General features: G+C 34.8%; 27 protein-coding genes. 14 read left to right on the plus strand and 13 right to left on the minus strand.

What is annotated here, in order from left to right:
• Positions 1–263 precede the first annotated feature (263 nt).
• Positions 264–1751 (plus strand): DNA/RNA helicase domain-containing protein, encoded by a 1488-nt coding sequence (locus tag FNE73_RS11745; protein ID WP_143884791.1) that lies wholly within the window; start codon positions 264–266, stop codon positions 1749–1751.
• 162 nt (positions 1752–1913) lie between these two features.
• On the opposite strand, the gene FNE73_RS11750 is transcribed toward FNE73_RS11745, so the two are convergent.
• The 3 genes from FNE73_RS11750 to ruvX all read right to left on the minus strand — a co-directional run bounded on the left by FNE73_RS11750 (position 1914) and on the right by ruvX (position 3529).
• Positions 1914–2474 carry a DUF5606 family protein gene (locus tag FNE73_RS11750; protein ID WP_143884792.1) on the minus strand — a complete coding sequence of 187 codons (561 nt, stop codon included), beginning with the start codon at positions 2472–2474 and terminating at the stop codon, positions 1914–1916.
• A 69-nt stretch (positions 2475–2543) separates the two neighbouring features.
• A complete protein-coding gene (def, locus tag FNE73_RS11755; RefSeq protein ID WP_143884793.1) occupies positions 2544–3116 on the minus strand; it encodes a peptide deformylase in 573 nt (190 codons plus the stop codon).
• Positions 3113–3529 (minus strand): Holliday junction resolvase RuvX, encoded by a 417-nt coding sequence (gene ruvX / locus FNE73_RS11760; protein WP_143884794.1) that lies wholly within the window; start codon positions 3527–3529, stop codon positions 3113–3115. Before ruvX ends, def begins: the two co-directional genes overlap by 4 nt.
• A 201-nt stretch (positions 3530–3730) precedes the next feature.
• On the opposite strand from ruvX, the gene FNE73_RS11765 reads away from it, so the two are divergent.
• Positions 3731–4213, plus strand: a complete 483-nt coding sequence (locus FNE73_RS11765) for a SixA phosphatase family protein (protein WP_143884795.1) — start codon at positions 3731–3733, stop codon at positions 4211–4213.
• A gap of 113 nt (positions 4214–4326) precedes the next feature.
• Here the strand turns inward: FNE73_RS11765 and FNE73_RS11770 are convergent, their stop codons facing one another.
• Positions 4327–5868 carry a serine hydrolase gene (locus FNE73_RS11770; protein WP_143884796.1) on the minus strand — a complete coding sequence of 514 codons (1542 nt, stop codon included), beginning with the start codon at positions 5866–5868 and terminating at the stop codon, positions 4327–4329.
• 199 nt (positions 5869–6067) lie between these two features.
• On the opposite strand from FNE73_RS11770, the gene FNE73_RS11775 reads away from it, so the two are divergent.
• The 4 genes from FNE73_RS11775 to FNE73_RS11790 all read left to right on the plus strand — a co-directional run bounded on the left by FNE73_RS11775 (position 6068) and on the right by FNE73_RS11790 (position 8585).
• Entirely contained in the window at positions 6068–6568 is a 501-nt protein-coding gene (locus tag FNE73_RS11775) for a metallophosphoesterase family protein (RefSeq protein ID WP_143884797.1), read from the plus strand.
• Between the two features lie 138 nt (positions 6569–6706).
• Positions 6707–7201 carry a Smr/MutS family protein gene (locus FNE73_RS11780; protein ID WP_143884798.1) on the plus strand — a complete coding sequence of 165 codons (495 nt, stop codon included), beginning with the start codon at positions 6707–6709 and terminating at the stop codon, positions 7199–7201.
• Positions 7202–7219: 18 nt separating this feature from the next.
• The gene (locus FNE73_RS11785; RefSeq protein WP_143884799.1) at positions 7220–7936 is read left to right on the plus strand and encodes a DUF3822 family protein; all 717 of its coding nucleotides are present in this window, start codon (positions 7220–7222) and stop codon (positions 7934–7936) included.
• A gap of 67 nt (positions 7937–8003) precedes the next feature.
• Positions 8004–8585, plus strand: coding sequence for an RsmD family RNA methyltransferase (locus tag FNE73_RS11790; RefSeq protein ID WP_143884800.1), 582 nt, complete (start codon positions 8004–8006; stop codon positions 8583–8585).
• A gap of 33 nt (positions 8586–8618) precedes the next feature.
• On the opposite strand, the gene murI is transcribed toward FNE73_RS11790, so the two are convergent.
• The 7 genes from murI to sucC all read right to left on the minus strand — a co-directional run bounded on the left by murI (position 8619) and on the right by sucC (position 16665).
• Positions 8619–9449, minus strand: coding sequence for a glutamate racemase (gene murI / locus FNE73_RS11795; RefSeq protein ID WP_143884801.1), 831 nt, complete (start codon positions 9447–9449; stop codon positions 8619–8621).
• A gap of 109 nt (positions 9450–9558) precedes the next feature.
• Positions 9559–10683, minus strand: coding sequence for a radical SAM family heme chaperone HemW (gene hemW, locus FNE73_RS11800; RefSeq protein WP_143884802.1), 1125 nt, complete (start codon positions 10681–10683; stop codon positions 9559–9561).
• A 54-nt stretch (positions 10684–10737) separates the two neighbouring features.
• Entirely contained in the window at positions 10738–11688 is a 951-nt protein-coding gene (locus tag FNE73_RS11805) for a PorP/SprF family type IX secretion system membrane protein (protein WP_143884803.1), read from the minus strand.
• A gap of 51 nt (positions 11689–11739) precedes the next feature.
• A complete protein-coding gene (locus FNE73_RS11810) occupies positions 11740–12804 on the minus strand; it encodes an RluA family pseudouridine synthase (RefSeq protein ID WP_143884804.1) in 1065 nt (354 codons plus the stop codon).
• Between the two features lie 66 nt (positions 12805–12870).
• Complete coding sequence (locus FNE73_RS11815) at positions 12871–13902, minus strand: PASTA domain-containing protein (RefSeq protein ID WP_143884805.1); 1032 nt, start codon at positions 13900–13902, stop codon at positions 12871–12873.
• A 179-nt stretch (positions 13903–14081) separates the two neighbouring features.
• Entirely contained in the window at positions 14082–15287 is a 1206-nt protein-coding gene (locus FNE73_RS11820; RefSeq protein WP_143884806.1) for an RsmB/NOP family class I SAM-dependent RNA methyltransferase, read from the minus strand.
• A 187-nt stretch (positions 15288–15474) separates the two neighbouring features.
• A complete protein-coding gene (gene sucC, locus FNE73_RS11825) occupies positions 15475–16665 on the minus strand; it encodes an ADP-forming succinate--CoA ligase subunit beta (protein WP_089745341.1) in 1191 nt (396 codons plus the stop codon).
• 313 nt (positions 16666–16978) lie between these two features.
• On the opposite strand from sucC, the gene FNE73_RS11830 reads away from it, so the two are divergent.
• From FNE73_RS11830 to FNE73_RS11840, 3 genes are all read left to right on the plus strand, one after another.
• Complete coding sequence (locus tag FNE73_RS11830) at positions 16979–17968, plus strand: D-alanine--D-alanine ligase (protein ID WP_143884807.1); 990 nt, start codon at positions 16979–16981, stop codon at positions 17966–17968.
• Between the two features lie 80 nt (positions 17969–18048).
• Positions 18049–18516 carry a pantetheine-phosphate adenylyltransferase gene (gene coaD, locus FNE73_RS11835; protein ID WP_143884808.1) on the plus strand — a complete coding sequence of 156 codons (468 nt, stop codon included), beginning with the start codon at positions 18049–18051 and terminating at the stop codon, positions 18514–18516.
• Between the two features lie 57 nt (positions 18517–18573).
• Complete coding sequence (locus tag FNE73_RS11840; protein WP_143884809.1) at positions 18574–19206, plus strand: trimeric intracellular cation channel family protein; 633 nt, start codon at positions 18574–18576, stop codon at positions 19204–19206.
• A 249-nt stretch (positions 19207–19455) separates the two neighbouring features.
• Here the strand turns inward: FNE73_RS11840 and FNE73_RS11845 are convergent, their stop codons facing one another.
• Positions 19456–20025 carry a DUF2892 domain-containing protein gene (locus tag FNE73_RS11845; protein WP_143884810.1) on the minus strand — a complete coding sequence of 190 codons (570 nt, stop codon included), beginning with the start codon at positions 20023–20025 and terminating at the stop codon, positions 19456–19458.
• 83 nt (positions 20026–20108) lie between these two features.
• Positions 20109–20594 (minus strand): dihydrofolate reductase, encoded by a 486-nt coding sequence (locus FNE73_RS11850; RefSeq protein ID WP_143884811.1) that lies wholly within the window; start codon positions 20592–20594, stop codon positions 20109–20111.
• 85 nt (positions 20595–20679) lie between these two features.
• Here FNE73_RS11850 and FNE73_RS11855 point away from each other — a divergent pair, with 85 nt between their 5' ends.
• From FNE73_RS11855 to FNE73_RS11875, 5 genes are all read left to right on the plus strand, one after another.
• The gene (locus tag FNE73_RS11855) at positions 20680–21288 is read left to right on the plus strand and encodes a LemA family protein (RefSeq protein ID WP_143884812.1); all 609 of its coding nucleotides are present in this window, start codon (positions 20680–20682) and stop codon (positions 21286–21288) included.
• On the plus strand, positions 21285–21716 hold the full coding sequence (locus tag FNE73_RS11860) for a TPM domain-containing protein (protein WP_143884813.1): 432 nt from the start codon (positions 21285–21287) through the stop codon (positions 21714–21716). Before FNE73_RS11855 ends, FNE73_RS11860 begins: the two co-directional genes overlap by 4 nt.
• On the plus strand, positions 21697–22494 hold the full coding sequence (locus tag FNE73_RS11865) for a TPM domain-containing protein (protein WP_143884814.1): 798 nt from the start codon (positions 21697–21699) through the stop codon (positions 22492–22494). Before FNE73_RS11860 ends, FNE73_RS11865 begins: the two co-directional genes overlap by 20 nt.
• Positions 22495–22770: 276 nt before the next feature.
• The gene (locus FNE73_RS11870) at positions 22771–23292 is read left to right on the plus strand and encodes an NAD(P)H-dependent oxidoreductase (RefSeq protein ID WP_143884815.1); all 522 of its coding nucleotides are present in this window, start codon (positions 22771–22773) and stop codon (positions 23290–23292) included.
• Position 23293: 1 nt separating this feature from the next.
• Positions 23294–25174: a monovalent cation:proton antiporter-2 (CPA2) family protein gene (locus tag FNE73_RS11875; protein WP_143884816.1), complete on the plus strand. Its 1881-nt coding sequence runs from the start codon at positions 23294–23296 to the stop codon at positions 25172–25174.
• Position 25175: the final 1 nt, after the last annotated feature.

Consider the following 25175-nt stretch of genomic DNA (forward strand, 5'->3'; position numbering starts at 1 on the left):
TTAATCCTAAAAATATAACTCCTGAACATTAGCAAGAGTTATGTACATCAATAAATTCAGTATTTTTACTGAATTTATTAAAATTATTCTTCTTTACATTTGCTATGAGGAAAACCGTAATGAAACACAAGTCTTACAATATATTTTTGTAGTCAACAATTATAATTTATAAAGAATAATTTAAGTCTTTCAAATAAGAATTTAAAATTACAGATTTTTATAACTCTTTTTCATTAAAATTTAACCAATTCTATAATAATGATATGTTACAAAAAACAAATTTATATAGCTTATATCGAGCTAACTTTGACTTTGACGAAAAAACATTTTTAGCTTATCTAAAATTTCATTCCATAAAAATTAAAACAAACGAACTTTTAGATTTAATAAAATGTATTAAGGCATTATTGGCTCCAGGAATGGCTAAATACAGAGCATTTGAATACTTTTCATTTGGCTTTGTGATTCCTCAAATAGGAAAGGAATTTGATTTACTACGTTTTGGAATTAGATCAATTATAAACATAGAATTAAAATCTGAAAGTACTGCTGATAAAATTAAAGATCAGTTATTAAAAAATAAATATTATTTAAGATTCCTAAATTTAAAATTATATCTATTCACTTATGTTTCAAGCGAAAATAAGTTTTATAATTTAAATGATGATGATGAATTACAATTAACTGAGATTTCACGAATAATCGCTTTGTTAAATCAAGAAACAGTAAATACAGATATTGACTTATCAACAATTTTTAATCCTTCTGATTTTTTAGTTTCTCCATTTAATTCCACCGAAAAATTTATTAATAAAGAATATTTTTTAACCACTGAACAAGACCAATTTAAAAAGAAAATACTTAAAGATATTGAAACAGATCACAAACAATTTATTGTTGTTAAAGGTCAACCAGGCTCAGGCAAGACATTACTTATATATAATTTAGCTGAATATTTTTCCACGAAAAAAAATACAATAATAATACATTGTGCTAATCTAAATGATGGTCAGATTGAACTTATTCATAATTATAGTTGGAATATTATTCCTGTTAAAGAATACTCAAAAATAGTTAATCAAAAAATTGAGTTTATCATTGTAGATGAAAGTCAAAGAATAAGAAAAGCTCAATTAGAACAAATTATTGATCATGCTAAAAAAAACAACATTGTTATAATTTTTTCATATGATGAAAAACAAGTTCTTCATTCTTCAGAAAAAAGAAATAAAATACCTGATTTTATTCAAGACAAAACTTCACCAGAAATATATAGTTTAACTTCTAAAATAAGAACTAATAAGGAGATTACTGCGTTTATAAAATCATTATTTGACAAGAAAAGAATAATAGAACAATATCGGTACGAATCTGTTGAGTTAGTGTATTTAAATAATATGGAGGAAACTAAAGCATTCATGGCAAGTGATATTGTGGGAGATTGGACGGTAATAAATTACACCCCTTCATTATACGACAAACACCAATATGAGAATTATCATAATCCTCAAGTTTCAAAAAAAACACATAGTGTAATAGGTCAAGAATTTGATAAAGTGATAGTTGTTGTAGATCAAGATTTCAATTATATAAATGATTCATTAGTATATACAAAAAGATGTTTTTATGACCCTGGCTTTATGTTGTATCAAAACATAACTAGAGCAAGAAACAAAATAAAAGTAGTAATAGTAAATAATATTGAAGTTATGAATAGATGTCTACATATTTTAAATATTCAAAAAAAATAGTCACAAAACAATTTACGACTAAGCAATTTTTTACGAATATAATATAAATGGCTGCAGATACATAATTTTAAAAAAGAATGCTCTTTTGTTAACACTTAGACAGTTAAAGTAAAAACCTCATCATTTCTGACGAGGCTTATATTTTAAATTAAGATCAATGAATTATCCCATTTTTCTATGTGTGCTTTTTGCAGCTGCTTTTGCTCCTGTATTTGCTTTTACTTTAGGAGTAGCCGGCTTTTCAGCTTTTGGAGCAGCCTTCTTTGGTGCTTCCTGATCAAGACTTACTTCTTCCGCTTTTTCTCCGTCAGTAGTTTCAGGTTCTGCTTTTACAAAGCTTTCAGGCGTAATGTATCCTGCTTTGTGAAGAATATTATACCATTGAGCCAGTTTTTTAATATCTGATGTATATACTCTTTCCGTATCATAATTAGGAAGAGAGGCCGACATAAAATCAGTAAGCTCTGCTTCTGATGATTTATGAGAAATAGTTTCTTTGTAATCGGTATTTTTAGCAATATTTTCGAAAACTTCAAACAAAGGCACTTCTTTGTCGAATGTAAACATGGCAATATTATCCAAAAGACTTACCTGACTGGAGTTGCCGATGCTTACTTTCTTTTTTGAAGTAACATCTTCAATGATAAATCCGTTTCTCAATTGCGAAACCAACTTGTAAAGTCCTGGTTTTCCGGAAATTGAAATTATTTTTTCTAACAGCATAATTTTTTTATTTTTAATTTCAACAAAAGCTTTCGGCTTTCTATTTTTATAATTTACTCAGTTATATTTCTATTTTGGGAATCTCATTTTATAATTGATAGAGACATCTCCTTGCGTAATTTTTGTAAGCTTACCTTTTACAAGCTTCTTTTTGAGGGCACTCAGATGATCTGTAAAAAGCGTGCCTTCTATGTGATCATATTCATGCTGAATTACGCGGGCTCTAATATCGGAAAAAGTTTCTGTATGCTTCACAAAATTTTCATCAAAATATTCGATCAGAATTGTACTTTTTCTTTTGACATCTTCCCGCACATCCGGAATGGAAAGGCAGCCTTCATTAAACTTCCATTCTTCCCCGGATTCTTCAAGAATTTTTGCATTGATGAAAACTTTTCTGAATTCCTTCAGCTCATCTGCAATATCTTCATAATCTTCATCTTCTGCCAAAGGAGTAACATCTACGATGAATAATCTGATATCCAAACCAATCTGCGGCGCAGCCAGACCAATTCCGTTGGCACTGTACATGGTTTCAAACATATTATCAATCAGCTCCTGAAGGTCAGGGTAATTTTTATCTATTTCTTTTCCTGTTTTCCTTAAAACCGGATCTCCAAAAGCTCTTATTGGTAAAATCATCTTGTTTTCTGTTCTAAAAAATTCTGCAATATAATTGTTGCGCTTACTTTATCTATCAAACCTTTCTGTTGTCGCTGCTTTTTACTTTTTCCGCTTTGGGATATAAAAAATGATGCCATTTTTGAAGTGAAGCGCTCATCGAATCTTTCTACTTCAATATGAGGATATTCTGTTTTAAATTTTTCAATGAAACTTAAAATATCCTTTTCTACTTCAGAAAGCTGACCTTTCAAATCTACAGGAAGTCCTACTACGATAGTTTCTACTTTATTTTTATTGAAATATTCCGTAAAAAATTCCATTAAGAATTTGGTTTCTACGGTATCAAGTCCGCTTGCAATAATCTGCAAATCATCTGTTGCTGCAATGCCGCAACGGGCTTTTCCGTAATCAATCGCAAGGATTTGTCCCATAAGTCTGCAAATTTAATAAAATTTACTGATTTTATTTATTACACAGTTTTTTTTGTGAAATCATATTTTTTTTAATTAATTTTTCTTTAATTTTATGTTCCTCAAAATCAATGCTATGAAACTGTCATAATCCTATTTGAGTCATTAGCACCATAGAATACAGCAAAATACATGGCAAATAAACGATAAAAAAAACTATATATGAAAAAACTTATACTCGTAAGACATGCAAAAAGTGACTGGCCGGAAGAAACTGATGATTTTGACAGACCTTTGGCTGATAAAGGTTTGCAGGATGCTTTGAAAATGTCTAAATTTCTAAAGACCAACAATATTGATATAGATTATTTAATTTCCAGTCCTGCTGTAAGAGCTTTAAATACGTGTAAAATTTTTAATCAAACTTATCATCTTGAATTAACCACCAATGACAAGCTTTATCATCCATCTGAAAGTAATTTTTTGTCTGTAATTTATGATCTTGATGACAGCCTGAATTCTGTTGCTTTATTCTCTCACAATAACGGAATTTCTAATTTTGCCAATTCTATTTCTGAAGATATTTTTCATTTTCCTACCTGCGGAGTTGCCGGTTTTGAGATTGAATGTGACTCCTGGTCACAGTTTGACGGAGCAAAAAAGAAACTTCTTTTCTTCTACGAACCCGGGAAGATAAAAGTTTAAAGCAAAAAATTCCCCTCCTTTGGAGGGGTGGCGAAAATTCGACAGAATTTTTGACGGGGTGGTTAAATATTTTCTAATCTAAGATTAAATTTAAGCCAATTTATACAAAGAAACTATTTTCTCTTCAAATCCAGATCATCAAAATCAAAACTGAAATCTGTAACATCAGAAATCGCTTTCATTTTTGCTGATTCGGCTTTACCATTTTCATTATAGTTAAAAATCAGATAAGCATCGGCATCATAACTTCTGTCATCCCATTTGATGATGAACGTGTTGTTTGAATAAGGCAGCATTTCACCTTTTAATCTTGGTGAGTTTTTACAAAAAATCCTGTAAGTATTTCCCGTTTGAGAAATTTCAACATCTCCGAACCATTGGTCGTTATAAGTTCCTGTAAACTGTTCAGGTTTTGGATGAAGATGCTTCTCTTTTCTGAATGCTTCAGATTTGGCAAATGTTTCTTTCTTCTGCTTATTAAATTCTTCCTCCAATTTTTTCATTCTTTCGCTGTAAGTTTTCAGCCAGTTTCTGTCGGCAATGCTCAGATAAGAATCTTTCACTGTATTTGTAATCGTGTTGAATGCTGCACCCGACTGTTGATTGGTTAAAACAACAATTCCCAATTTCATATCCGGAATCAGGGTAAACTGCGTTACGGTTCCGATCAGTCCGCCTGTATGCTGAATTTGCTTATGACCTTTTACATCACTTAGAAACCAGCCCAAACCGTATCCGTAGAAACTTGTGTCATAAGGATTTTTCATTGCAACTCCACTCGGAATCTGCAGGCTCCACAGCTGCTGAATATTTTTATCGGAAACCAGTTTCTTTCCGTCTTTTGTTGTAAAATTATTCAGAAGACATTCTGCCCATGTCGTCATGTCTTTGATGTTGCTCATAATCCCTCCTGCTGCATTGGCTGTTTCGTTCCAGTCGTGCGGAACAGCAATCGCTTTACCGTCTACCGGAGCGTGCGCATCAATTTTGTTGGTAACTGATTTTGCTCTGTTGTAACTTCCGAAACTTGATGTCATTCCGACAGGTTTCATAATTTTTTGCTCAATAAAATCAGCCCAGCTTAATCCGGAAATTCTGGTAATTACTTCTCCGGCAACGATAAACATGATATTGTTGTAATCTAAAGTCGTTCTGAAAGGATTCTCAGGCTTCAAATATCTCACATTATGTACAATATCATTTACCGTTAAACTTCCGCCTTCCGGAAAAAACATGAGATCTCCCTGTCCCAAACCCAATCCTGCTCTATGAGTAACCAAATCTTTGATGGTAACATTTTGTGAAACATACGGATCATACATCTGAAATTCAGGAATATATTTTGAAACTTTATCATCCCAATTCAGCTTCCCTTCATCAGCCAGAATTGCCAGAGCAACACAGGTAAAAGCTTTTGAATTAGAAGCAATTCCCACCAGAGTATTATCATCCATCGGCTGTCTGGTTGTTAAAGAACGAACTCCGAAACCTTTGGAATATATAATTTTGCCATCTTTGATGACACCTACCGACATTCCCGGAACATCAAATGTTTTTATCGTATTTTGAATGAGTTCGTCCAGTTTTTTTTCTTCGATCTGCCCAAAACAGATAAGAGATAAGAGAAGAAAGAAGAAAGAGAAATTTTGCTTCATTGTTTTTTTAATTTTTCCAAAGTTAATCAATTCGGGATTATTGAGTAAATTTGTGACTTGTTTAAACCGCAAAAGAAACAAAAAAGATTTTATTTGTTAAAGGTTCCAAAGTTCCCAAAAACCTATGTGAACGATCTTGTAATCTTTTGAAAATACTATCCATTATCTTATGTAACTTTTGCTGTATAAAAAATTGAAAATGACCAAAATTCTTCTCCTTTCCGATTCTCATTCTTATATTGATGACAGAATTTTAGAATACGCCCAGCAAGCTGATGAAATATGGCATTGCGGCGATTTTGGCAGTTTTGAAATCATTGAGCAGCTTGAGAAAATAAAACCTTTAAGAGGTGTTTACGGAAATATTGACGGCGCAAAAATCCGCTCGGAATTTCCTGAAGTGAACCGATTTATGTGTGAAAATACGGAAGTAATGATGATTCACATCGGCGGTTACCCAGGAAAATATTCTCCTTTAGCCCAAAAAGAACTATCGGAAAGTGCCCCAAGATTATTTATTTCCGGACATTCTCATATTTTAAAGGCAATGTATGATGATAAAAACAAATTACTGCATCTCAATCCCGGAGCCTGTGGAAAACAGGGATGGCATAAAATGAGAACTATGATGCAGTTTGTGATTGACGGCGAAGAAATAAAAGATCTGGCTATCATTGAATTAGGAATGAAGGTTGAATAATTATTGTAAGGCTGGATGTATTCGTCAGGATAAAATTAGCCCCATTGCAGCGGTTACCCCGCAACAAGCGAAGGAAAAAGCTTTGGAGTGAGGAGTATGAGCGGAAAGCAGGTTCCCGGCTTCTAAAAAAAATATTGTGTGAGAATTGGTGATCAAATATCTGTATTAGATGAAAATTTGAGCGGAATCATAACTTCCGTGAATGGAAATATCGTGGTTTTTAAAGACGAGTATGGTTTTACCTATCAATATCCGAAAGAAAAACTGGTACCGAAAAATGCTTCTATCTACGAAAACATAGAAATCATAAGAAAAGCGGAACCAAGAAAAGTGATTTCTAAAAAGCATGATAAAAACCCTTTGATTCTTGACCTGCACTTTCATAATCTGGTTAAAAATCCTACTGACTACGACAGTTTTGAGAGACTTTTTATTCAAAAAGAAAAATTAATTGATACCATCAGCTTTTGCCGGAAAAACCACCTGAAGAGACTTGAAATTGTTCACGGGATCGGTGACGGCGTTTTGCAGAAAATGGTTTGGGACATTCTTGAAAGCCAGACGAATCTGGATTTTTACAATAAAGAGATTCTGCATCATCAATCGGGGGCAATAATGGTAGAATTTCACTAAATTTGCATGAATTGCAATATGAACTTACTACATTTACTTTTTACAAAAGACGGACTGATTTACCAGATTGCTAAAAATAAAAGCATTCTGGAGGAAAAATCTTTTTTCGTCAACGAAGAATCACCGGTGAATTTTATCTCTGAAAAGCTGGAAGAAGTTTTACTGAAGCAAAGATATGATGAGATTTCCGTCATTTCTGCCCTGAATCATTTTACGTTGATGCCTGAAGGTTTTAATGACCACGAATCCGGCTACGAACTGATTGCATATAACGCTCCAGTGGATAAGGAAAATGAAGAACTGATGCTTTCGGTGAATAAAAAGTTTAAAGTTCAGTTTTACTATACATTTCCGAAAAATTTTTACAAAAAGATAAAGGATCTTTCAATCCCTGTGAAGTTTAATTTTTCGGGAGAAAAGTTTTTAAATTCTATTTATCATAAAAACAGCAAAGAAATTCATATCAATCTTTATCATAACCAATGTGAGTTTTTTGCAATATCCAATAAAAAGATCATTTTATACAATAATCTTGATGTAAATTCGGAAGTAGATTTTCTTTATTTTGTGATGTTCACTTTAAGCAAAATCGGTTTCGGAATTAATGAGACTCAATTTTATGTTTATGGTGAAACTACGGAAAATGAAACATTTATCTCAGAACTTCAGAAGTTTGTGAAGAATATAAAGATTGTTTTTGATAATATTCCGAATAAGAATTTCATCCTTAATTAGTTTGTAGGACGCTGTTTTAGGATTAGTTCTACTGCATCCCACACCCAACATCTAACACCCAACATTTATGTACAGAATAATCTCCGGCAGATGGAAAGCCAAAAAAATAGCCGCACCAAAACATTTTGACGTAAGACCTACGACGGATTTTGCGAAAGAAGCTCTATTCAGTATTTTGGAAAATACATACGATATGCAGTCGATTGCTGTGCTTGATTTATTTGCAGGAATTGGTTCTATAACCTTGGAGTTTGCTTCAAGAGGCTGTCAGGATGTGACTTCTGTGGAAATGAATCCCAAACACACGGCTTTTATAAACTCAACTGCTTCAGAGTTGGACATGAGTTTGCAAATCAATACGCAGCGTGGCGATGTTTACGACTGGCTCAAAAAATTCCGTAATAAGAAATCCTATGAGATCGTTTTTGCGGATGCTCCTTTTGAAACAGACGAAAAAAAATATCAGGAATTAATTTCCTTAGTCTTGAATAATAAATACCTGAAACCGAACGGAATTCTGATTGTAGAACACCAAAGCAGGTTAAAACTGGATCATCCGAATTTTAAGTCTACAAGAAAATACGGTAATGTGAGCTTCAGCTTCTATGAACCCAACCAGGAAGAAAGCACAGACATTCAACCTGAATAAAGCAAAAAGACTCTGAAATGAGTCTTTTATTATTTATAGCACCCGAAGTTCCAAATCTATTGTTTTCCCAAAGAACTTCTTAGAAATTTTTTCAAAATTTTTGGTGATATCTGAAAGATAAAACTGATAAGTTGGTCTGGAATTGTTTTCGTTCAGCAAATGATATTTATCTAAAATAATCTTCAGCTGATTGGCAACAATATTAGGAGAGTCTATAACGCGTACACGATTGCCGTAATACTGCTTGATTTCATCTATCAATAAAGGATAATGTGTACATCCTAAAATTAAAGTTTCAATATTTTTCAGCTTGCTATTGCTGAGATAATTATAAATAATTGCATGAGTGATGGGATGATTTTTAAACCCTTCCTCAATAGCAGGAACCAAAAGCGGCGTTGCCAGTTCATCAACTTTGATAAATTTGTTGTGTTTCCGTATTGATTTTTTGTAAAGTCCGGAATTTACAGTTGCTTTGGTAGCAATTACCCCTACGTTATTGTGAATTTCGTACGAAACTTTTTCAGCAACCGGATTGATTACGTCGATCACGGGAACTTTTCCCTGTACAGAATCCATTACTTCATTTAAAGCATTTGCTGTAGCTGTATTACAGGCAATAACAATCGCTTTGCAATTTTGTTCTAAAAGAAAGTTTGAAATTTTTGTAGAGTACCCAATAATCGCTTCTTTTGACTTCTCACCATAAGGAAGGTGTTTGGTATCGCCAAAGTAGATAAGATTCTCATTGGGCAGCAATCTTTTGATCTCTTTGGCTACAGTAAGCCCTCCCACACCGCTGTCGAAAATTCCGATAGGCTGATCAGGGGAGAGATGCGAATAATCCGGCTTTTTATTTTTCAAAACTGAACTGAAATTTTATACAAAAATAAACAATTTGTTGGATGCAGGAAGATGGATATCACAAGTTTTTCAAATACCGTTTTCCAGATTGAAGTTTCAGGACTTCAGACTAAACAATAAACAAATCAGAAGCAATTCCGTCTGCCATAAACCAATGCTTTTCAGGAATTTTAAGATGATCATCTTCAATTTTCAGAATTTCTTCTGCTAATTTATCTTGAATTTCTTTATGAAAATGATATAATATATCATCAGAAAATTTCTGTTTCAAATGATTGATATTTACTCCCCAAATTGTTCTGAGACCAATCATGATCATTTCGTTAAACTGATCTTTCTGAGAAAGAATTTCCGTTTCTGCAGCCAGTAACCCGGAATTCAGCTTCTTAATATATTGCTGATTATTAGCAACATTCCAGCTTCGAACGTCATTTCCGTTATATGAATGCGCTGAAGGACCAATGCCGAGGTATTCCTGATACTTCCAATACGCAGAATTATGTTTTGAATGAAAACCAGGTTTGGCAAAGTTGGAAATTTCATAATGCTCAAAACCATTTTCTCTCAAAAAGTCTTTCATATAATAAAATTCATGGTTCTGTTCTTCTTCTTTTGGAGTAGCAACTTTCCCTTTTGCTACCCAGTTTTCCAAAGCTGTTTTGGGTTCTACAGTTAGGGCATAAGAAGAAATATGAGGAATTTCCAAGGCAATGGTTTTGCTTAAATTTTGCTTCCAAATCTCTAAGTTGGAAGTTGGCGAACCGTAGATCAAATCAATACTTAAATTTTCAAATCCGAAATCTTGAGCTCTTTTGATTGAACTTTCTGCTTGTGAAGCGTCATGTGCGCGGTTCATAAGCTTGAGATCTTCTTCAAAAAAACTTTGTGTTCCTATAGACAGACGGTTTACAGGTGATCCTGATAGTGCTTTTAAGAAGTTTTTGTCTAAATCATCCGGATTTGCTTCCAATGTTACCTCTATGTCTTTATCAAAGCTGAAATATTTTAAAATTTCATCAATTAAAGAATTAATTTCATTAGCTGAAAGAATTGAAGGTGTTCCACCTCCAAAATACAGTGACTTCAGGCTTTTATTTTGGAGTTCATCTTTACGAAGCCTGATTTCATTATTTATCGCAGCAATCATCTCATCTTTAAACTGTAAAGATGTTGAAAAATGAAAATTGCAGTAGCTGCATTTGTGTTTGCAAAAGGGAATGTGAATGTAAATCATAAAAAAAGCTCCGAAAAAAATTCAGAGCTCAAATTTATTCAAATTAAATTGATATTAGTATCTAAATCCTCTATGATTGATGAAGTTATCAAAGTTGTAACCAAGTCCGATCATAAAGCTGTTTCCTCCGTAAGTCTGGATGTCAGACATTCCAAGGTTATAAGTAGCTCCCACCATAAATTTGTTGAATCTAACTTTTACAATTGGTGAAATACTCAACTGCTGATTATCAAATCTGTTTTGAACAGCTCTGTAACTTGCTCCGATAGAGAATGCATTGATATCATTTGAAAAAGTTGCCATCAGGTTGAAATCTGTCATTCTTGTAGAGTTGGTATTCAAATTAACCAAAACAGAAGGCGTAAGTGCAATATTGTCTGCAAGCTTCCAGTCGTATCCTAAATTTAAAAAGAATTTGATTGGAGAAGGCTCATAATTATTTACAATAGATTCGTCGTTACTCAAAGCAATATCATTTACTGATACACCTCCGAAGATTCCTCTGTACGTAGCAGCTAAACCGAAGTTGGCATATACCATAAAGATGTTGCTCTCGTTACCTTGTAACAAAGGGTCAAAACCGTCTTCTGTATTAATTTTAGAATAATCAAAATTCATATTGTAAAAATTAACACTCGTACCAAAAGAAAACTGATCTTTTCTCTCTCCTTCACTGCTTAGCGGAATAAAGTAAGATGCTCCTGCTGTGATACCACCCGCAGAAATAGGACCATTGCTGTCTCTAAAAACGGAAATACCCGCTCCAACTCTGTCAAAAATATTAGCGTTGATCCCCACAGACTGTACGTTTGGAGATTCGCTGAATTTTGAAAATTGCTGTTGATAGTTTAGATTAAGCTGTACATAGTCCGTTTTACCGTATTGTGCAGGGTTGAACAGGAACTCACCATCCAAAAGATATTGCTGATAGTATGGTAATGATTCTTGTGCTTTGTATGCATTCGACAAAAGAGCTAAACATACGATAGCATATAGTTTTCTCATAACAAATCTTGATTTCAATTCAACAAATATAAAAAAATTCTCAATATATTTTTAGTTTTCTAAATAATTTCTCCATTTTTTTACGGCATCCGCCATATCTTTCGGCATCGGACTCTCAAAATACAATTCCTTTTTAGTTGTGGGGTGTACAAAACCGAGAGTATGAGCGTGCAAAGCATGTCTTGGTAAAATTTCAAAAACATTCTTTATAAATTGTTTGTATTTTGGAAGATTAACTCCTCTCAAAGCGATATTTCCTTCATATCTCTCATCATTGAACAAAGTATGACCAATGTGTTTAAAATGCGCCCTGATCTGATGTGTTCTCCCCGTTTCAAGTTTGCACTCCACCCATGTCATATACCTGAAACGTTCTAAGACTTTGTAATGGGTAACGGCGTGTTTACCCTGGCTTCCGTCAACGTAAGTGTGCATCTGCATCCGGTTCTTCGGATGCCTGCCGATATGTCCTGTAATTGTACCTTCATCATCCTGTACATTTCCCCAGACAAAAGCCCAGTATAATCTTCGGGTTTTTCTTTCAAAAAACTGTTTGGCGAGAAAGCTTAAAGCGTATTCATTCTTCGCAATCACCAAAAGCCCGGAAGTATCTTTATCAATTCTGTGAACCAATCCTACTCTGTCAAGGTCAGATTTTTCACCTTTTTTCTGAAAATGAAAAGCCAATGCATTTACCAGTGTTCCGTCCCAATTTCCAAATCCGGGATGCACCACCATTCCTGCATCTTTGTCTACAACAATTAAATCATCATCTTCATATACAATATTAATGGGAATATCCTGTGGAATAATGACATTCTGACGTGGAGGATGAGCTAGCAAAACAGAAATTTTGTCGCCAGGCTTTACTCTGTAGTTTTGCTTTACAGGAACACCGTTGACTACTACATTTCCGGCACGACAAGTTTGGGAAATCTTATTCCGTGAAGAATTCTGCCTGAAAATAAGAAGATATTTATCAATTCTCAGAGGCTCCTGTTTATTATCGGCTGTGATGTTAAAGTGCTCGTAGAGACCTTTGTTTTCATCATCAATATCCGTTGCATGAGAATCTAAAAATTCTTCGTCCAAAAAATCTTCGTTATCGTCTGTCATTACTTTCCTTATATAAAAAGCTTCAACATTATTACAGTTGAAGCCATTATTATATTTTAAATTATATTAATTAATTACTTTTTTAGCTTTTGGCTTATCCTGTGGTTGTGAAGCTGGCGTAGCTGCAGCTTTAGGTTTATCTGTGGAAGCTTTTGCAGCAGGTGTTCCAGACTTTGCCGGATCCTGTTTAGGAACTTCTTTCCTTTGAGGAACTACGGGAGCAGGAGCAGGCTCTGTAATCACCGGTTCGTCAACATACGGTACTTCCTCGTACCTGATAGGCGGCAAAGTGGTATCTATTTTCATTCGATACATAGAATTTAGCTCATTAATCTTATTGCGCAATTCAGCAGGAGTTTTTTTACTCGCCCAAAGATCAATCTGCATTCCCTGATCACGAATATCTCCTGAAGCAGGATCCTGATAATATACAATATCCGAATCATCATTACCTCCATCTTCATGATTAACTGATCCCAATTCAAAAAGATTTCTTGCAATAACCATTTTTGCCTCTTTTACAGTTAAACCTACAACATTCGGTACAGAAATATTTCGCAAAGGACCAGAACCTACTACAACATCCACCAAAGAGAATCTCGGAATTTTGGTTCCCGGTTTTATCGGATTTCCTTTAAATAAAATTCTAAGAACAGCATCTTTCTGAATGCTCGGCTCATAGATAGTATCAGAAACTTTCAGCCCTACCTGTTCCAGCCTTTGAAAAGCTAAACCTGAATATTTATTAATTACATCCGGAATTGCGACAGGAGCCCAGCTTTTAGGATTTACCATGAGCTGAATTGCTCTTCCGTCTTTTACACGTGAGCCGGGCGAAGGATAAACTTTCAAAACCTGAAGCGGTCTGTATTTGGGATTATAAGCTGCACTGTCAACTTCATAATCAAGTCCTGCATCCTCTAATATCTTTACAGCATCATGTACTGATTTATTAATCACATTAGGCACAGGAACTTCCTGCCCATGATTGGTATGGTGCTCCAGCCAACGGAAAGTAAGATAAACCAATCCTACAAAAACGCCTACAGCAAGAACTAAATTAAGTAAAACTTTCCAGTTGAAAAGTGATTTAAGCATACTTTAAAATACTTTAATATTAAGGCAAAGATAAATAATAATTTTATATTGAAGTTTTTATTGAACCGAATTACTGCAACAAAAATTCTGCTGATGATGAATTGTTCCTGTTTTATGAAATAAAAAACTACTTCATACAGGATAAAGTAGTTTGCATTTTTGATATTTTATTGAAACAATTAAGACATTCTCTCTATTAAAGCCATATAAAAACCATCATAACCTTCACTTGGCATTACTTTTTCGTCTTTTATGAGTTTAAAATTAGGATTATTTTTGATGAATTCTGTTACCTGTTCGTTATTTTCAGAAGGAAGAACGGAACATGTTGCATACACCATTTTTCCGCCTACTTTCAGCATTTTAGAATAATCCTGAATAATCTGCTGCTGTTCTTTTTTTATTCTGTCGATAAAATCCTGATCTATTTTCCACTTGCTGTCGGGATTTCTTTTTAAAACGCCCAATCCTGAACAGGGTGCATCAATCAAAAGACGGTCTGCTTTCTCATGAAGACGTTTAATTACTTTATTGTCTGTAATAACTCTTGTCTCAATATTGTGGGCTCCTGCTCTTTTTGCCCGGCGTTTAAGCTCGGCAAGCTTCCATTCGAAAATATCTAAAGCGATAATCTGTCCTTTATTGCCCATCAAAGCTGCTAAATGAAGTGTTTTTCCGCCCGCTCCTGCACATGCATCCACGACACGCTGCCCTTCTTTCACATCCAAAAAGTAAGCGATTTTTTGTGAAGACGCATCCTGCACTTCAAACAAACCTTCTTTGAAAGCGGTAGTAAGAAAAACATTTTTTTTCTCTTCCAGCTGTACCGCATCGGGATAGTTTCTCACCGGATAAGACACTACATTTTCATCAGCAAGATCAGAAATCAGCTCTTTTATAGTCGTTTTCAGAGAATTTGCTCTTAAAACAGTAGGAGCCTGCTCATTAAGAGCCTGCATTTCTCTTTCCCATCTTGAGCCCAGCTCTTTTTCCAGAGTTTCAGCAAGCCATTCCGGGATAGAATGTTCAATAGCTTTGGTAGGAACTGTTCCTTTCTTCAGTTTTGTAAGAATATCTGCGATTTTTATTCCGTCAAATTCTTCAAACTTTTTATAATTGGTTTTGCTCCAAAGAAGATATGCGAGCATCAGTTTATAAACATTGTTCGGCTTTACGCCTTCTCCCATATAATATTCCAGACGCTTTTTCCAGCGGATAATATTGTAGAAAATCTCAGATACAACGGCTCTGTCTTGGCTGCCCCATTTTTTGTGGGCTTTTAAAAGTCTTTCAATAACTTTATCTGCGTATTTGTTTTTTTCGAAAAAAGTTTCCTGTAAAGCATCGTGAATACCGATTGCAAGGTTTCTGTGTATCAATTCCATAGGGAAGTTTTAAAAAATTTAATTCCGGATACTACTCCGAAATTTTCGCAAAAATAAGCATTTTTAATGAGTGTGGACGGTAATAACAATTTTACTTCAGAAAACGGCTTTCATTACTTCATTGATTTATTACAAAAAACCGCTTCAAAAATGAAACGGTTTTGTTTTATCTGAAAAAATCTTAGTTTTAAGCTAAAACTTCTTTTACTTTATTTGCAGCTTCTTCCAAAGTAATTGCAGAGTGAACCGGAAGACCAGATTCATCAATTAATTTTTTAGCTTCAACAGCATTCGTTCCCTGCAATCTCACGATCAAAGGAACAGGAAGACTTCCCATTGCTTTGTAAGCATCTACAACACCTTGCGCAACTCTGTCGCATCTTACAATACCTCCGAAGATATTAATCAAGATTGCTTTTACGTTTGGATCTCTCAAGATAATCCCGAAAGCAGTCTGAACTCTCTGAGCATCTGCTGTACCACCTACATCAAGGAAATTTGCAGGATTACCACCTGATAATTTGATGATATCCATAGTAGCCATTGCAAGACCTGCTCCGTTTACCATACAAGCAACATTACCGTCTAGTTTCACGAAGTTAAGACCTGCTTCACCAGCTTCCACATCCATAGGATCTTCTTCTCTTGTATCTCTTAATTCAGCTAAATCTTTGTGACGGAACAATGAGTTGTCATCCAAAGTTACTTTAGCATCTACAGCAATAATTTTATTATCAGAAGTCTTCAAAACAGGGTTGATCTCAAAAAGAGAAGCATCAATTCCTGTATAAGCAGCATAAAGATTAGAAATAAACTTCGTAAATTCTTTGAAAGCATTTCCTTCAAGACCTAAATTGAAAGCAATTTTTCTAGCCTGGAAACCTTGAAGACCGATTGCAGGATCAATTAATTCATTATGGATCAAATGAGGAGTTACTTCAGCAACATGCTCAATATCCATCCCACCTTCAGTAGAATAAACGATTACGTTTTTACCTTCAGCTCTATCTAAAAGAATAGAAACATAAAATTCTTTAGTTTCAGTTTCCCCCGGATAATATACATCTTCTGCAACCAAAACAGAATTTACTTTTTTACCTTCAGCAGAAGTTTGTGGAGTTACCAACTGCATTCCGATGATGTTCTGAGCGTTTTCTTTAAGTTTATCCATGTTTGGAGAAAACTTTACACCGCCTCCTTTTCCACGTCCACCTGCATGGATCTGAGCCTTTACTACCCATCCCTGAGCTCCGGTTTCGGCAGTTAGTTTTTCAGCAGCTGCTACAGCTTCATCTACGTTGTTTGCAACGAAACCACGTTGGATAGCTACTCCATACTTTGATAAAATCTCTTTTGATTGATACTCGTGAAGATTCATATTATTTTTAGTATTTAATTTTTTAAAATTTAAAGGTTGACAAATTTACTAAAAATGAACAAAGCAGGAAAGAAATTTATTGATGTTTTAATTTAATCGTCAAAACTGATTTCATTCTTGAAAAAGAATTCCGGACAGAGACCTGATTCTTCTGCAAAACAAACAATAATAGAAAATGAGCAATCTTATATAAAATCATCATTTTTTGAGTAAGCCATTTAATTTTTTAACCGGTCAGTTTACATTTTAAAATTGAAAACTTGTGTATTTGCACACATAAATTGTTTAATTTTGCCTTTATTGACAATTATATATGAGCAAAAAGCAAGTCGCCGTGGTTATGGGCGGTTATTCTGATGAATATAAAGTTTCTCTAAAAAGCGGACAATTGATATACGAGTCGCTTGATCGTGATCTTTACGATGTTTATAAAGTAATTATCCTGAAAGACGAATGGTATTATTTAAATGAAAACAACGAGAAAAAAACCATCAACAAAGGAGATTTTTCTGTAAATACAGATAACGGAAATCTAAAATTTGATGTCTGCTTCAATATCATCCACGGAACTCCGGGAGAAAACGGTGTCCTTCAGGCGTATTGGGACGCTATCGGACAAAAATATACCGGTTGTGACTTTTATCAGAGCGCTTTAACATTTAATAAAAAAGATACATTAGCCGTACTTTCAAAATACGGAATTCCTTCTGCGAAAAGTGTTTACCTGAGAAAAGGTGAAGAAATTAAAACGGATGAGATTATAGAAAATCTGGGGCTTCCTGTTTTCGTTAAACCCAACCAATCCGGTTCTTCTCTGGGAATTTCTAAAGTGAAAGAAAAATCTGAATTAATTGCTGCTACAGAGCTTGCTTTTAAAGAAGATGATGAGATTTTAATTGAAAGTTTCCTCAACGGAATGGAAGTTTCGGTGGGAGTTATAGACTTTAAAGGGGAAACTATCGTACTCGGAATTACTGAGATTGTTCCTAAAAACGAGTTTTTTGATTACGAGGCTAAATATGAAGGGGCTTCAGAAGAAATTACCCCAGCAAGAATAGACGACGCAACCAGAATCCGTGTGGAAGAAATTGCAAAAAGAGCTTACAACTCTCTCGGAATGAGCGGATTTTCCCGAAGCGAATTTATTCTGATGGACGGAATTCCATATATGCTGGAAATGAATACCAATCCTGGATTTTCTCCGGCAAGCATTCTTCCGCAACAGGCAAAACATTACGGAATTTCTATTAAAGATCTTTGTGGGAATGAAGTTGAAAAGGCTTTAGATAAAGTTAGAAGTTAGAAGTTAGAAGTTATGCAAAACTAACTTTTCTTAAAAAACCTAATGATGAATTCAAAAATAAAAAAACAAAATTCTTACGCATGAAAATTGCCGTTTTCCCGGGATCTTTTGACCCGATTACATTAGGACATTACGACATCATTGAAAGAGCAGCACCTCTTTTTGATAAATTAATCATTGCTATCGGGCAGAACTCTCAGAAGAAATATATGTTTCCTCTTGAAAAAAGAATGGAATTTATCCGGAATTCTGTAGCGGAATTTCCAAATGTGGAAGTCGATTTTTTTGAAGCACTCACTGTTGATTATTGTTTTGAAAAAAATGCACAGTACATCATCCGCGGACTCAGAAACCCTGCCGATTTTGAATTTGAGAAAGCTATTGCTCATACCAACAGGACTCTGGCTCACAAAAAGCTGGAAACCGTTTTTCTTTTAACTTCATCAGGAAAATCTTTTATCAGCAGCAGCATCGTAAGAGAAATCATCAATCATAAAGGAGAATATGAACTTTTGGTTCCTGAAGCGGTGAGAATTGAAAATAAATAATAGGTAAGATCAAAATATACAAAATTTAACTTGAGTCTTTATCAGCACCAATCATAAATGCACGAAAACTTCAGCCTTATTATAGAAATTCTTGGAACGATCTCTTTTTCGATGTCGGGAAGTTTTGCTGCGATGCAGAAAAGATTAGATCCTTTCGGAGTTCTGATTATTGCTTTTGTGACTTCAGTGGGTGGAGGAACGGTAAGAGATTTACTGCTTGGCATTCCTGTCTTTTGGATGCATGATTTATTGATGTGTGGATTGATTCTGGCAACAAGCATTTTCGCAATGGTTTTCAAATCCATCGAAAAGAATTTTAAAGTAACCTTATTTATTTTCGACAGTTTCGGATTAGGTTTATTTACCATTATTGGCGTTCAGAAAGGGCTCAATGCAGAAATTCATCCATTAATTTGTATTGCTTTAGGAACAATTACAGGCTGTTTTGGCGGAATCATCCGGGATATTCTGCTCAATCGAATTCCTTTAATTTTCAGGAAAGAAATCTATGCAAGTGCATGTATTATTGGCGGATCAGTTTTTTTGCTCCTTACCAGTTTCACCAATCTTTCTTATACATTCATCCAGATTTTCACTATTCTTCTTATTGTTTCAGTAAGAACTCTGGCTGTAAAATACCATTGGCAAATGCCTAAATTTTACGGATACGAACAAAACTCAGAAATGTAAATATTATGAACCACAATTGACAACGAGAGAGAACCAAGCTATTTCATAGGCTATATTGTAAATTTAAAAATCAAATAAATTAGATTTTTACAGAATACATGCACAAGCCCCCAGTATTACTGAATTTTATCAAAACTACCACCAATTTGTTTAAACAAAATACCCTAATTGAATATCGTAATAAAATCATCACCATTTAAACAAAAAAGCACCTGATTTCTCAAGTGCTTAATCTTTATTCCTAAAATATTAAAAGAATTTTCCTCTGTTTCTCATATTGGGATTATGCATATGCTTTTGCATGGTCGGCATTTTCAGCTGATCTTTCAGCATTTTGATCTGATCAGCCATCATTCCTGCAGAATCCAATCTTTTAGCTTCTTCCAAAAGCTTTTGACCTTCCTGTCTCCTGCCTTTAGAAATTGCACCCGCTGCGAGGTTTAAGGTAGCCATTGCACGGTCGTGTTTCATATTCAGACCATAATCTAAAGCTTTTTTCATCAAAGGTTCTACTTTGGTTGGATGATCCTGTGCCAAAATCAAACCTTGCAGATAATGATAATATCCATATTGGTTTTTGTGAAGCTCTGTTCTGTAATTTTTGATATTACCTAAAAATTTGGAAGCCTTTACCATATTCTGTTTTCTCAATTGCCAGAAAGCAAGCAAGATATTTTCATTTTTGAAAAATAAGAAAATTGGCAAAGCAGAAAGAAGAAAAACAACAATTCCCCATCCCAAACTTCTGGTATAAAACATCATGTAAAGACCGCCTAAAATAAGAAGCGCAGCCACTATGATTTTTATGTTTTTATTCATGATTAAATTTTAGAAGTGCAAAGATAAAACATTTAAAGGTTAGATGCTAAAAGTTAAGCCTTAGAATTACGGCAACTATTCTTTCAAATTTTTTCATAAGTCTGAAAGCAAAAATCATATTGATTTTTCTCGTCTTTTTCGTGGCATACTTCGTTTGTTTTTTTCCATATTTTAGAATCAATTTTAGGAAAATAGGTATCAGCTTCAAGGTTTGCCTCTACCAGAGTTACTTCCAGCTTATCAACAATTTCCATTGTCTGGTCATAAATAGTACCACCACCAATGATAAAAATGTCTTCATCTATCTTTTTTGCAAACTTTATAGCCTCTTTGATGCTTCCTACAATTAAGATCCCTTCTTCAAACCAGTCTTTTTTTCTGGAAATAACAATGTTGGTACGGTTGGGAAGAGGTTTTCCGATACTTTCGTATGTTTTTCTTCCCATAATCACGGGATGTCCGGAAGTAATTTCTTTAAAATGTTTTAAATCTTTGGGAAGATGCCATAACAATTGATTATCAGAACCAATTTCATTATTTTTCCCCATTGCAACCACAATTGTTGTCATTTATTAAATTTTATGCAAAATTAGCACTTAATTTGTATATTTGAGTAGCACAAAAAGCATTAAAAAAATTAAACAAAATTCAAACATGAAAAACAAAGGCTGTTTCAGTGCCGGAACCATCGGCATTGCATTACTTATTATTTTAGTATTAGTATTTTTCTGGGGTAAAAGCGGTTACAACAATTTTGTAGCTCAGGAACAAACGGTAGATGCAAAGTGGTCTAATGTACAAACCGTATATCAAAAAAGAGCCAACCTCATTCCGAATCTGGAAAGAACCGTAAAATCTTATGCCAAATTTGAGCAGGAAACTTTAACAAAAGTAATTGAAGCCCGCTCTAAAGCAACTTCAATCAATATCAATCCTACCAACCTTACGGAAGAAGACATGGCGAGATTCCAGGCTGCGCAAGGTGAATTGACCGGAGCTCTCAGCAGATTGATGGCAGTAGTAGAATCTTATCCTAATCTGAAAGCAGACCAGCAGTACATTAATTTCCAGAGAGAATATATTGCGATTGAAAACAGCATCAGAATGGAAACGGTAAATTACAATGATGCTGCAAGAGACTATAATATTTTGATCAAACAGTTCCCGAACAATATTCTGGCAAATTTTACCAATTTTAAAGAAAAGCCATTATTTAAAGCACAGGCAGGAGCTGAAAATGCACCTAGCGTATTTACTGAATAATGAATCGCTTTTTAACAGATCATCAAATAGCTTCCCTTGTGGAAGCTATTCAATCGGCAGAAAGTCTTTCTACCGGAGAAATCCGCGTACATATAGATTCTACAACTGATGACAAGGTTGCCGAAGCGGCTTTTGAAGTTTTTAAAGAACTCTGTAAAGACAAAACAGCAGAAAAAAACGCAGTACTTTTTCATGTTAACTTTGAGCAGAAATATCTCACAATTATTGGTGATACAGGAATTCACGAAAAAGTACATCAGTCTTTCTGGGATCACCTTCACGACTATATTACTTCAGAATTTGCAAAAGGACACTTTTATCAGGCTTTAAAAAGTGCTATTCTGGAAACCGGAAAAGAACTGAAAAAACATTTTCCAGCCAACGGAAAAAATCATAACGAACTACCCGATGAGATTACATTCTCTTAAAATATTTTTTACTTTTTTTATTTCCTGCTGTTTTAATATTATTTCAGCACAATATACAATTCCCGAAAAACCTGCCGTTTTGTATCCTGTGTATGATGAAGCTAATCTTCTTACCCAACAGGAAAAAGATGCATTAAACAACAAACTCATTCGTTTTGCAGATTCTACTTCTACAGAAATTGAGGTCATCATTATCCCTTCAACAAAAGGTGAAGATATTAATTTTCTGGCTGCAACTTTCGGTGAAAAATGGGGAATCGGACAAAAAGAAGTAGATAACGGAGTGGTTTTTCTAATTGCAAAAGAAGACCGAACTATGTCTATCCAGCAAGGAAGAGCCGTTGAACAATATCTTACCGCTTCTGTTGCCGGACAGATTTTAGACTATATTGTAACGCCACAATTTAAAAAAGGAAAATGGTACGAAGGCATTGATGACGGAACGTCTGCCATTATGGAGGCAGTTCAGGGGAAATTTAAACCCTTGCAGAAAAATCATAAAGGCAGCTCAGGAGGGGCTAAACTGATCATTATCGCATTTATTATCTTCATTATTATTGTCATCATTACGAGCAAAGGCGGAGGAAATAATGACGACGGAGACATTATTCTCAGCCGAAGAGGACGCAGAAATTATCCGGGAGGATTCTTTCCTTTCCCTGGAAGCTTTGGCGGTGGCGGCTTTGGCGGTGGAAGTTCCCGTGGTGGCGGTGGCGGATTCGGAGGCTTCGGCGGTGGCGGAAGTTTTGGAGGCGGTGGTGCTTCGGGAGGATGGTAATTACTTGTTACATGAAATTTTCAATTATATCAATTTCTGAATATTTTAAATTATTTAAAGATTTACTCTAAGAATAATATTTAATTTATCACCTATAGTTGTAAAAAATCAAGCTTTATTTATCATAACAACCATTCAATAAAGACAGAACATTAAAAACTTATTGACGGTAAATAAATTGAAATCATCTCTCAACTTCAATTAAAATTTCATTAAACTTACCATCACCATTCCTATTTTACTCATTTTTCATTATATTTACGAAAAACGGGTTGTATGAAGAAAACGCTGGTTATTTTTGCTCATCCTTATCTTGAACATTCTAATTCAAACGTAGAACTCATCAATTTCTACGTGCGTCATCAGCATTTTACACTTCGCGATTTATACGAAGAATATCCCGACTTTCATATTGCCGCTTTCAGAGAAAGAAAAAGACTTCAAAATTATGACCGTTTTATTTTTCAGTTTCCTATCATTTGGTTCGGAGTTCCGCCTTTGCTAAAATTGTGGATTGATGAGGTTTTTGACCGCAACTGGCTGAACGAAGGGGAAATCAATCCATTAGAAAATAAAGAAGTTTATATTGTCGTTACAACAGGTGGCAAAGAAAGATCCTTCTCTAAAGAAGGAACCTATAAATATACAATCGACGAAATAATCAGCGGACTTATTGTATCGCTGAATGTTTTTAAAGCTAACATAAAAGATATTACCATCGTTTACGAAGCCAACAAATTATCTAAAAAAGAAATTATTTTACAGAAAAAGAAATTTGTAGAAATCCTGAATCAATAATATGGAAAACACTCTAGCGATGAACACCCTTTTATTCTTAGGTGTAGCCATCATTATGGTTCCACTCGCAAGGAAATTGGGTTTAAGCTCGGTTATCGGATATATTTTAGGAGGTATTATCATTGGTCCCTATGTTTTAAAACTGACCGGAAATGATGTAAACGACATCATGCACGCCAGTGAATTCGGGGTAATCATGCTGCTTTTTTTAGTCGGACTTGAATTAGAACCCAGAAAATTCTGGGAGATGAGGAAAAAAATTATTGGTTTGGGACTTACTCAGATGGCGTTAACCATTTCCATACTTTTTCTGATTTTCATCTGGGCTGGCTGGAAAGTTGATAAATCTATTGCGATTGCCATGTGTTTTGCACTTTCCTCTACTGCCATTGTGCTTCAGACCTTACAGGAAAAAAACAATCTGAAAACTACAGCAGGTGAAGCATCTTTTTCCACTCTGCTGTTTCAGGATATTGCCGTGATTCCCATTCTGGCAATTTTGCCGATAATTGCCAATTATAAAGCCAGACATCAGGATAATGAAGTGCAGATTCTCATTCAGAAACTCCCGGAATGGCTTCAGGCAGGTACCGTAATTTTTGGGGTTATCATTTTAATTTTATTAGGCAGGTATGTTTTTGTTCCTTTCTTAAGGTATGTTTCCAAAGCAGGAATGCCCGAGCTTCTTACCGCTTCATCGCTTTTTCTGGTTATCGGCGTTTCAGAATTAATGATTGCGATTGGTATTTCTCCGGCTTTAGGAGCCTTTTTAGCAGGTGTGATGCTGGCAAACAGTGAATTTCGTCATGAGCTTGAAGCACAGATCAACCCGTTCAAAGGATTGTTGCTTGCCGTCTTTTTCGTAAGTGTAGGCTCTACGATGAATTTTAATGTTATTCAGAATGGCGCAGTCTTTATTTTCAGTACTGTTTTTGTAGTTCTGGCTGTAAAATTTCTCGTGCTGTTTGCGATTGGAAAATTTTTTAAGCTTGATAATCCACAGACTTTGTTTTATGCCTTTGCACTTTCACAGGTAGGAGAATTTGCTTTTGTACTGATCAACTATGCTTCAGATCTGTATTTATTCGGAGCAGAACTCAATGCACAGTTAATGGCTGTGTCGGCAATTACCATGTGTATTACTCCAATTCTTTTAATTATTAATGACAAAATTATCACACCAAGATTCATCAAAGAAGTTCCGGATTCTGATTCTGACTTTAATATTCTTGAGAAAAATATTGATCAGAAGAAAATTATCATCGTAGGTTTCGGACATTTCGGAAGCACTGTAGGACGGCTTTTAAAAGCAAATAAAGTAACAGCTACTGTTCTGGACAGAGATTCGGATCGTGTAAAAATGCTGAGAAGCTACGGTTTTAAAGTTTATTATGGTGATGCAACCCGTCTTCCTGTTTTGAGAGCTGCCGGAATTGAAGATGCAAAAATTCTCGTCCTCTGTCTGGATGACCCCGAAATGAATAAATTTGTCGCCGATTTGGTAAGAGAACAATATCCTAATGTAAAAATATTTGTTCGTGCTAAAAACAGAATTGACGCCTATGATTATCTGGATAACGGAATAGAGAATATTTACCGTGAAACACTGGGAACTGCGGTAGATATGGCAGTAGATGTACTCCACGAAACAGGAATGAGAAAATACGCTGCCAGAAGATTGGGACAAAGATTTATGGCTATTGACAAAGCATCGGTACGAAGACTGGCAAAAACAGATAAAGACGAAGAAATGCATCTTTTTACCACAAAAGAAATCCTCCAGATAGAGGAGGATTTATTAGCTTTTGATAATCTGAATTTTGACCGAAAAGATTGGGAAACATTAGCTTCAGAAGATGAAGAAACTGATATTCAGCTTTAAA

Origin of the sequence: Chryseobacterium binzhouense, from assembly GCF_007474545.1 — a bacterium.
In the GTDB taxonomy this organism is placed as follows: domain Bacteria; phylum Bacteroidota; class Bacteroidia; order Flavobacteriales; family Weeksellaceae; genus Chryseobacterium; species Chryseobacterium binzhouense.

Coding starts and splice junctions, on each gene's coding strand:
- ruvX (WP_143884794.1), bottom strand. CDS start 3,529: ATGGGACAAATCCTTGCGATTGATTACGGAAAAGCCCGTTGCGGCATT.
- FNE73_RS11870 (WP_143884815.1), top strand. CDS start 22,771: ATGAAGAAAACGCTGGTTATTTTTGCTCATCCTTATCTTGAACATTCT.
- FNE73_RS11810 (WP_143884804.1), bottom strand. CDS start 12,804: ATGACAGACGATAACGAAGATTTTTTGGACGAAGAATTTTTAGATTCT.
- FNE73_RS11815 (WP_143884805.1), bottom strand. CDS start 13,902: ATGCTTAAATCACTTTTCAACTGGAAAGTTTTACTTAATTTAGTTCTT.
- FNE73_RS11855 (WP_143884812.1), top strand. CDS start 20,680: ATGAAAAACAAAGGCTGTTTCAGTGCCGGAACCATCGGCATTGCATTA.
- FNE73_RS11790 (WP_143884800.1), top strand. CDS start 8,004: ATGTACAGAATAATCTCCGGCAGATGGAAAGCCAAAAAAATAGCCGCA.
- FNE73_RS11775 (WP_143884797.1), top strand. CDS start 6,068: ATGACCAAAATTCTTCTCCTTTCCGATTCTCATTCTTATATTGATGAC.
- sucC (WP_089745341.1), bottom strand. CDS start 16,665: ATGAATCTTCACGAGTATCAATCAAAAGAGATTTTATCAAAGTATGGA.
- FNE73_RS11745 (WP_143884791.1), top strand. CDS start 264: ATGTTACAAAAAACAAATTTATATAGCTTATATCGAGCTAACTTTGAC.
- FNE73_RS11765 (WP_143884795.1), top strand. CDS start 3,731: ATGAAAAAACTTATACTCGTAAGACATGCAAAAAGTGACTGGCCGGAA.
- FNE73_RS11840 (WP_143884809.1), top strand. CDS start 18,574: ATGCACGAAAACTTCAGCCTTATTATAGAAATTCTTGGAACGATCTCT.
- coaD (WP_143884808.1), top strand. CDS start 18,049: ATGAAAATTGCCGTTTTCCCGGGATCTTTTGACCCGATTACATTAGGA.
- def (WP_143884793.1), bottom strand. CDS start 3,116: ATGATTTTACCAATAAGAGCTTTTGGAGATCCGGTTTTAAGGAAAACA.
- FNE73_RS11750 (WP_143884792.1), bottom strand. CDS start 2,474: ATGCTGTTAGAAAAAATAATTTCAATTTCCGGAAAACCAGGACTTTAC.
- FNE73_RS11850 (WP_143884811.1), bottom strand. CDS start 20,594: ATGACAACAATTGTGGTTGCAATGGGGAAAAATAATGAAATTGGTTCT.
- FNE73_RS11830 (WP_143884807.1), top strand. CDS start 16,979: ATGAGCAAAAAGCAAGTCGCCGTGGTTATGGGCGGTTATTCTGATGAA.
- FNE73_RS11875 (WP_143884816.1), top strand. CDS start 23,294: ATGGAAAACACTCTAGCGATGAACACCCTTTTATTCTTAGGTGTAGCC.
- FNE73_RS11785 (WP_143884799.1), top strand. CDS start 7,220: ATGAACTTACTACATTTACTTTTTACAAAAGACGGACTGATTTACCAG.
- FNE73_RS11845 (WP_143884810.1), bottom strand. CDS start 20,025: ATGAATAAAAACATAAAAATCATAGTGGCTGCGCTTCTTATTTTAGGC.
- FNE73_RS11820 (WP_143884806.1), bottom strand. CDS start 15,287: ATGGAATTGATACACAGAAACCTTGCAATCGGTATTCACGATGCTTTA.
- FNE73_RS11805 (WP_143884803.1), bottom strand. CDS start 11,688: ATGAGAAAACTATATGCTATCGTATGTTTAGCTCTTTTGTCGAATGCA.
- hemW (WP_143884802.1), bottom strand. CDS start 10,683: ATGATTTACATTCACATTCCCTTTTGCAAACACAAATGCAGCTACTGC.
- FNE73_RS11865 (WP_143884814.1), top strand. CDS start 21,697: ATGAGATTACATTCTCTTAAAATATTTTTTACTTTTTTTATTTCCTGC.
- FNE73_RS11770 (WP_143884796.1), bottom strand. CDS start 5,868: ATGAAGCAAAATTTCTCTTTCTTCTTTCTTCTCTTATCTCTTATCTGT.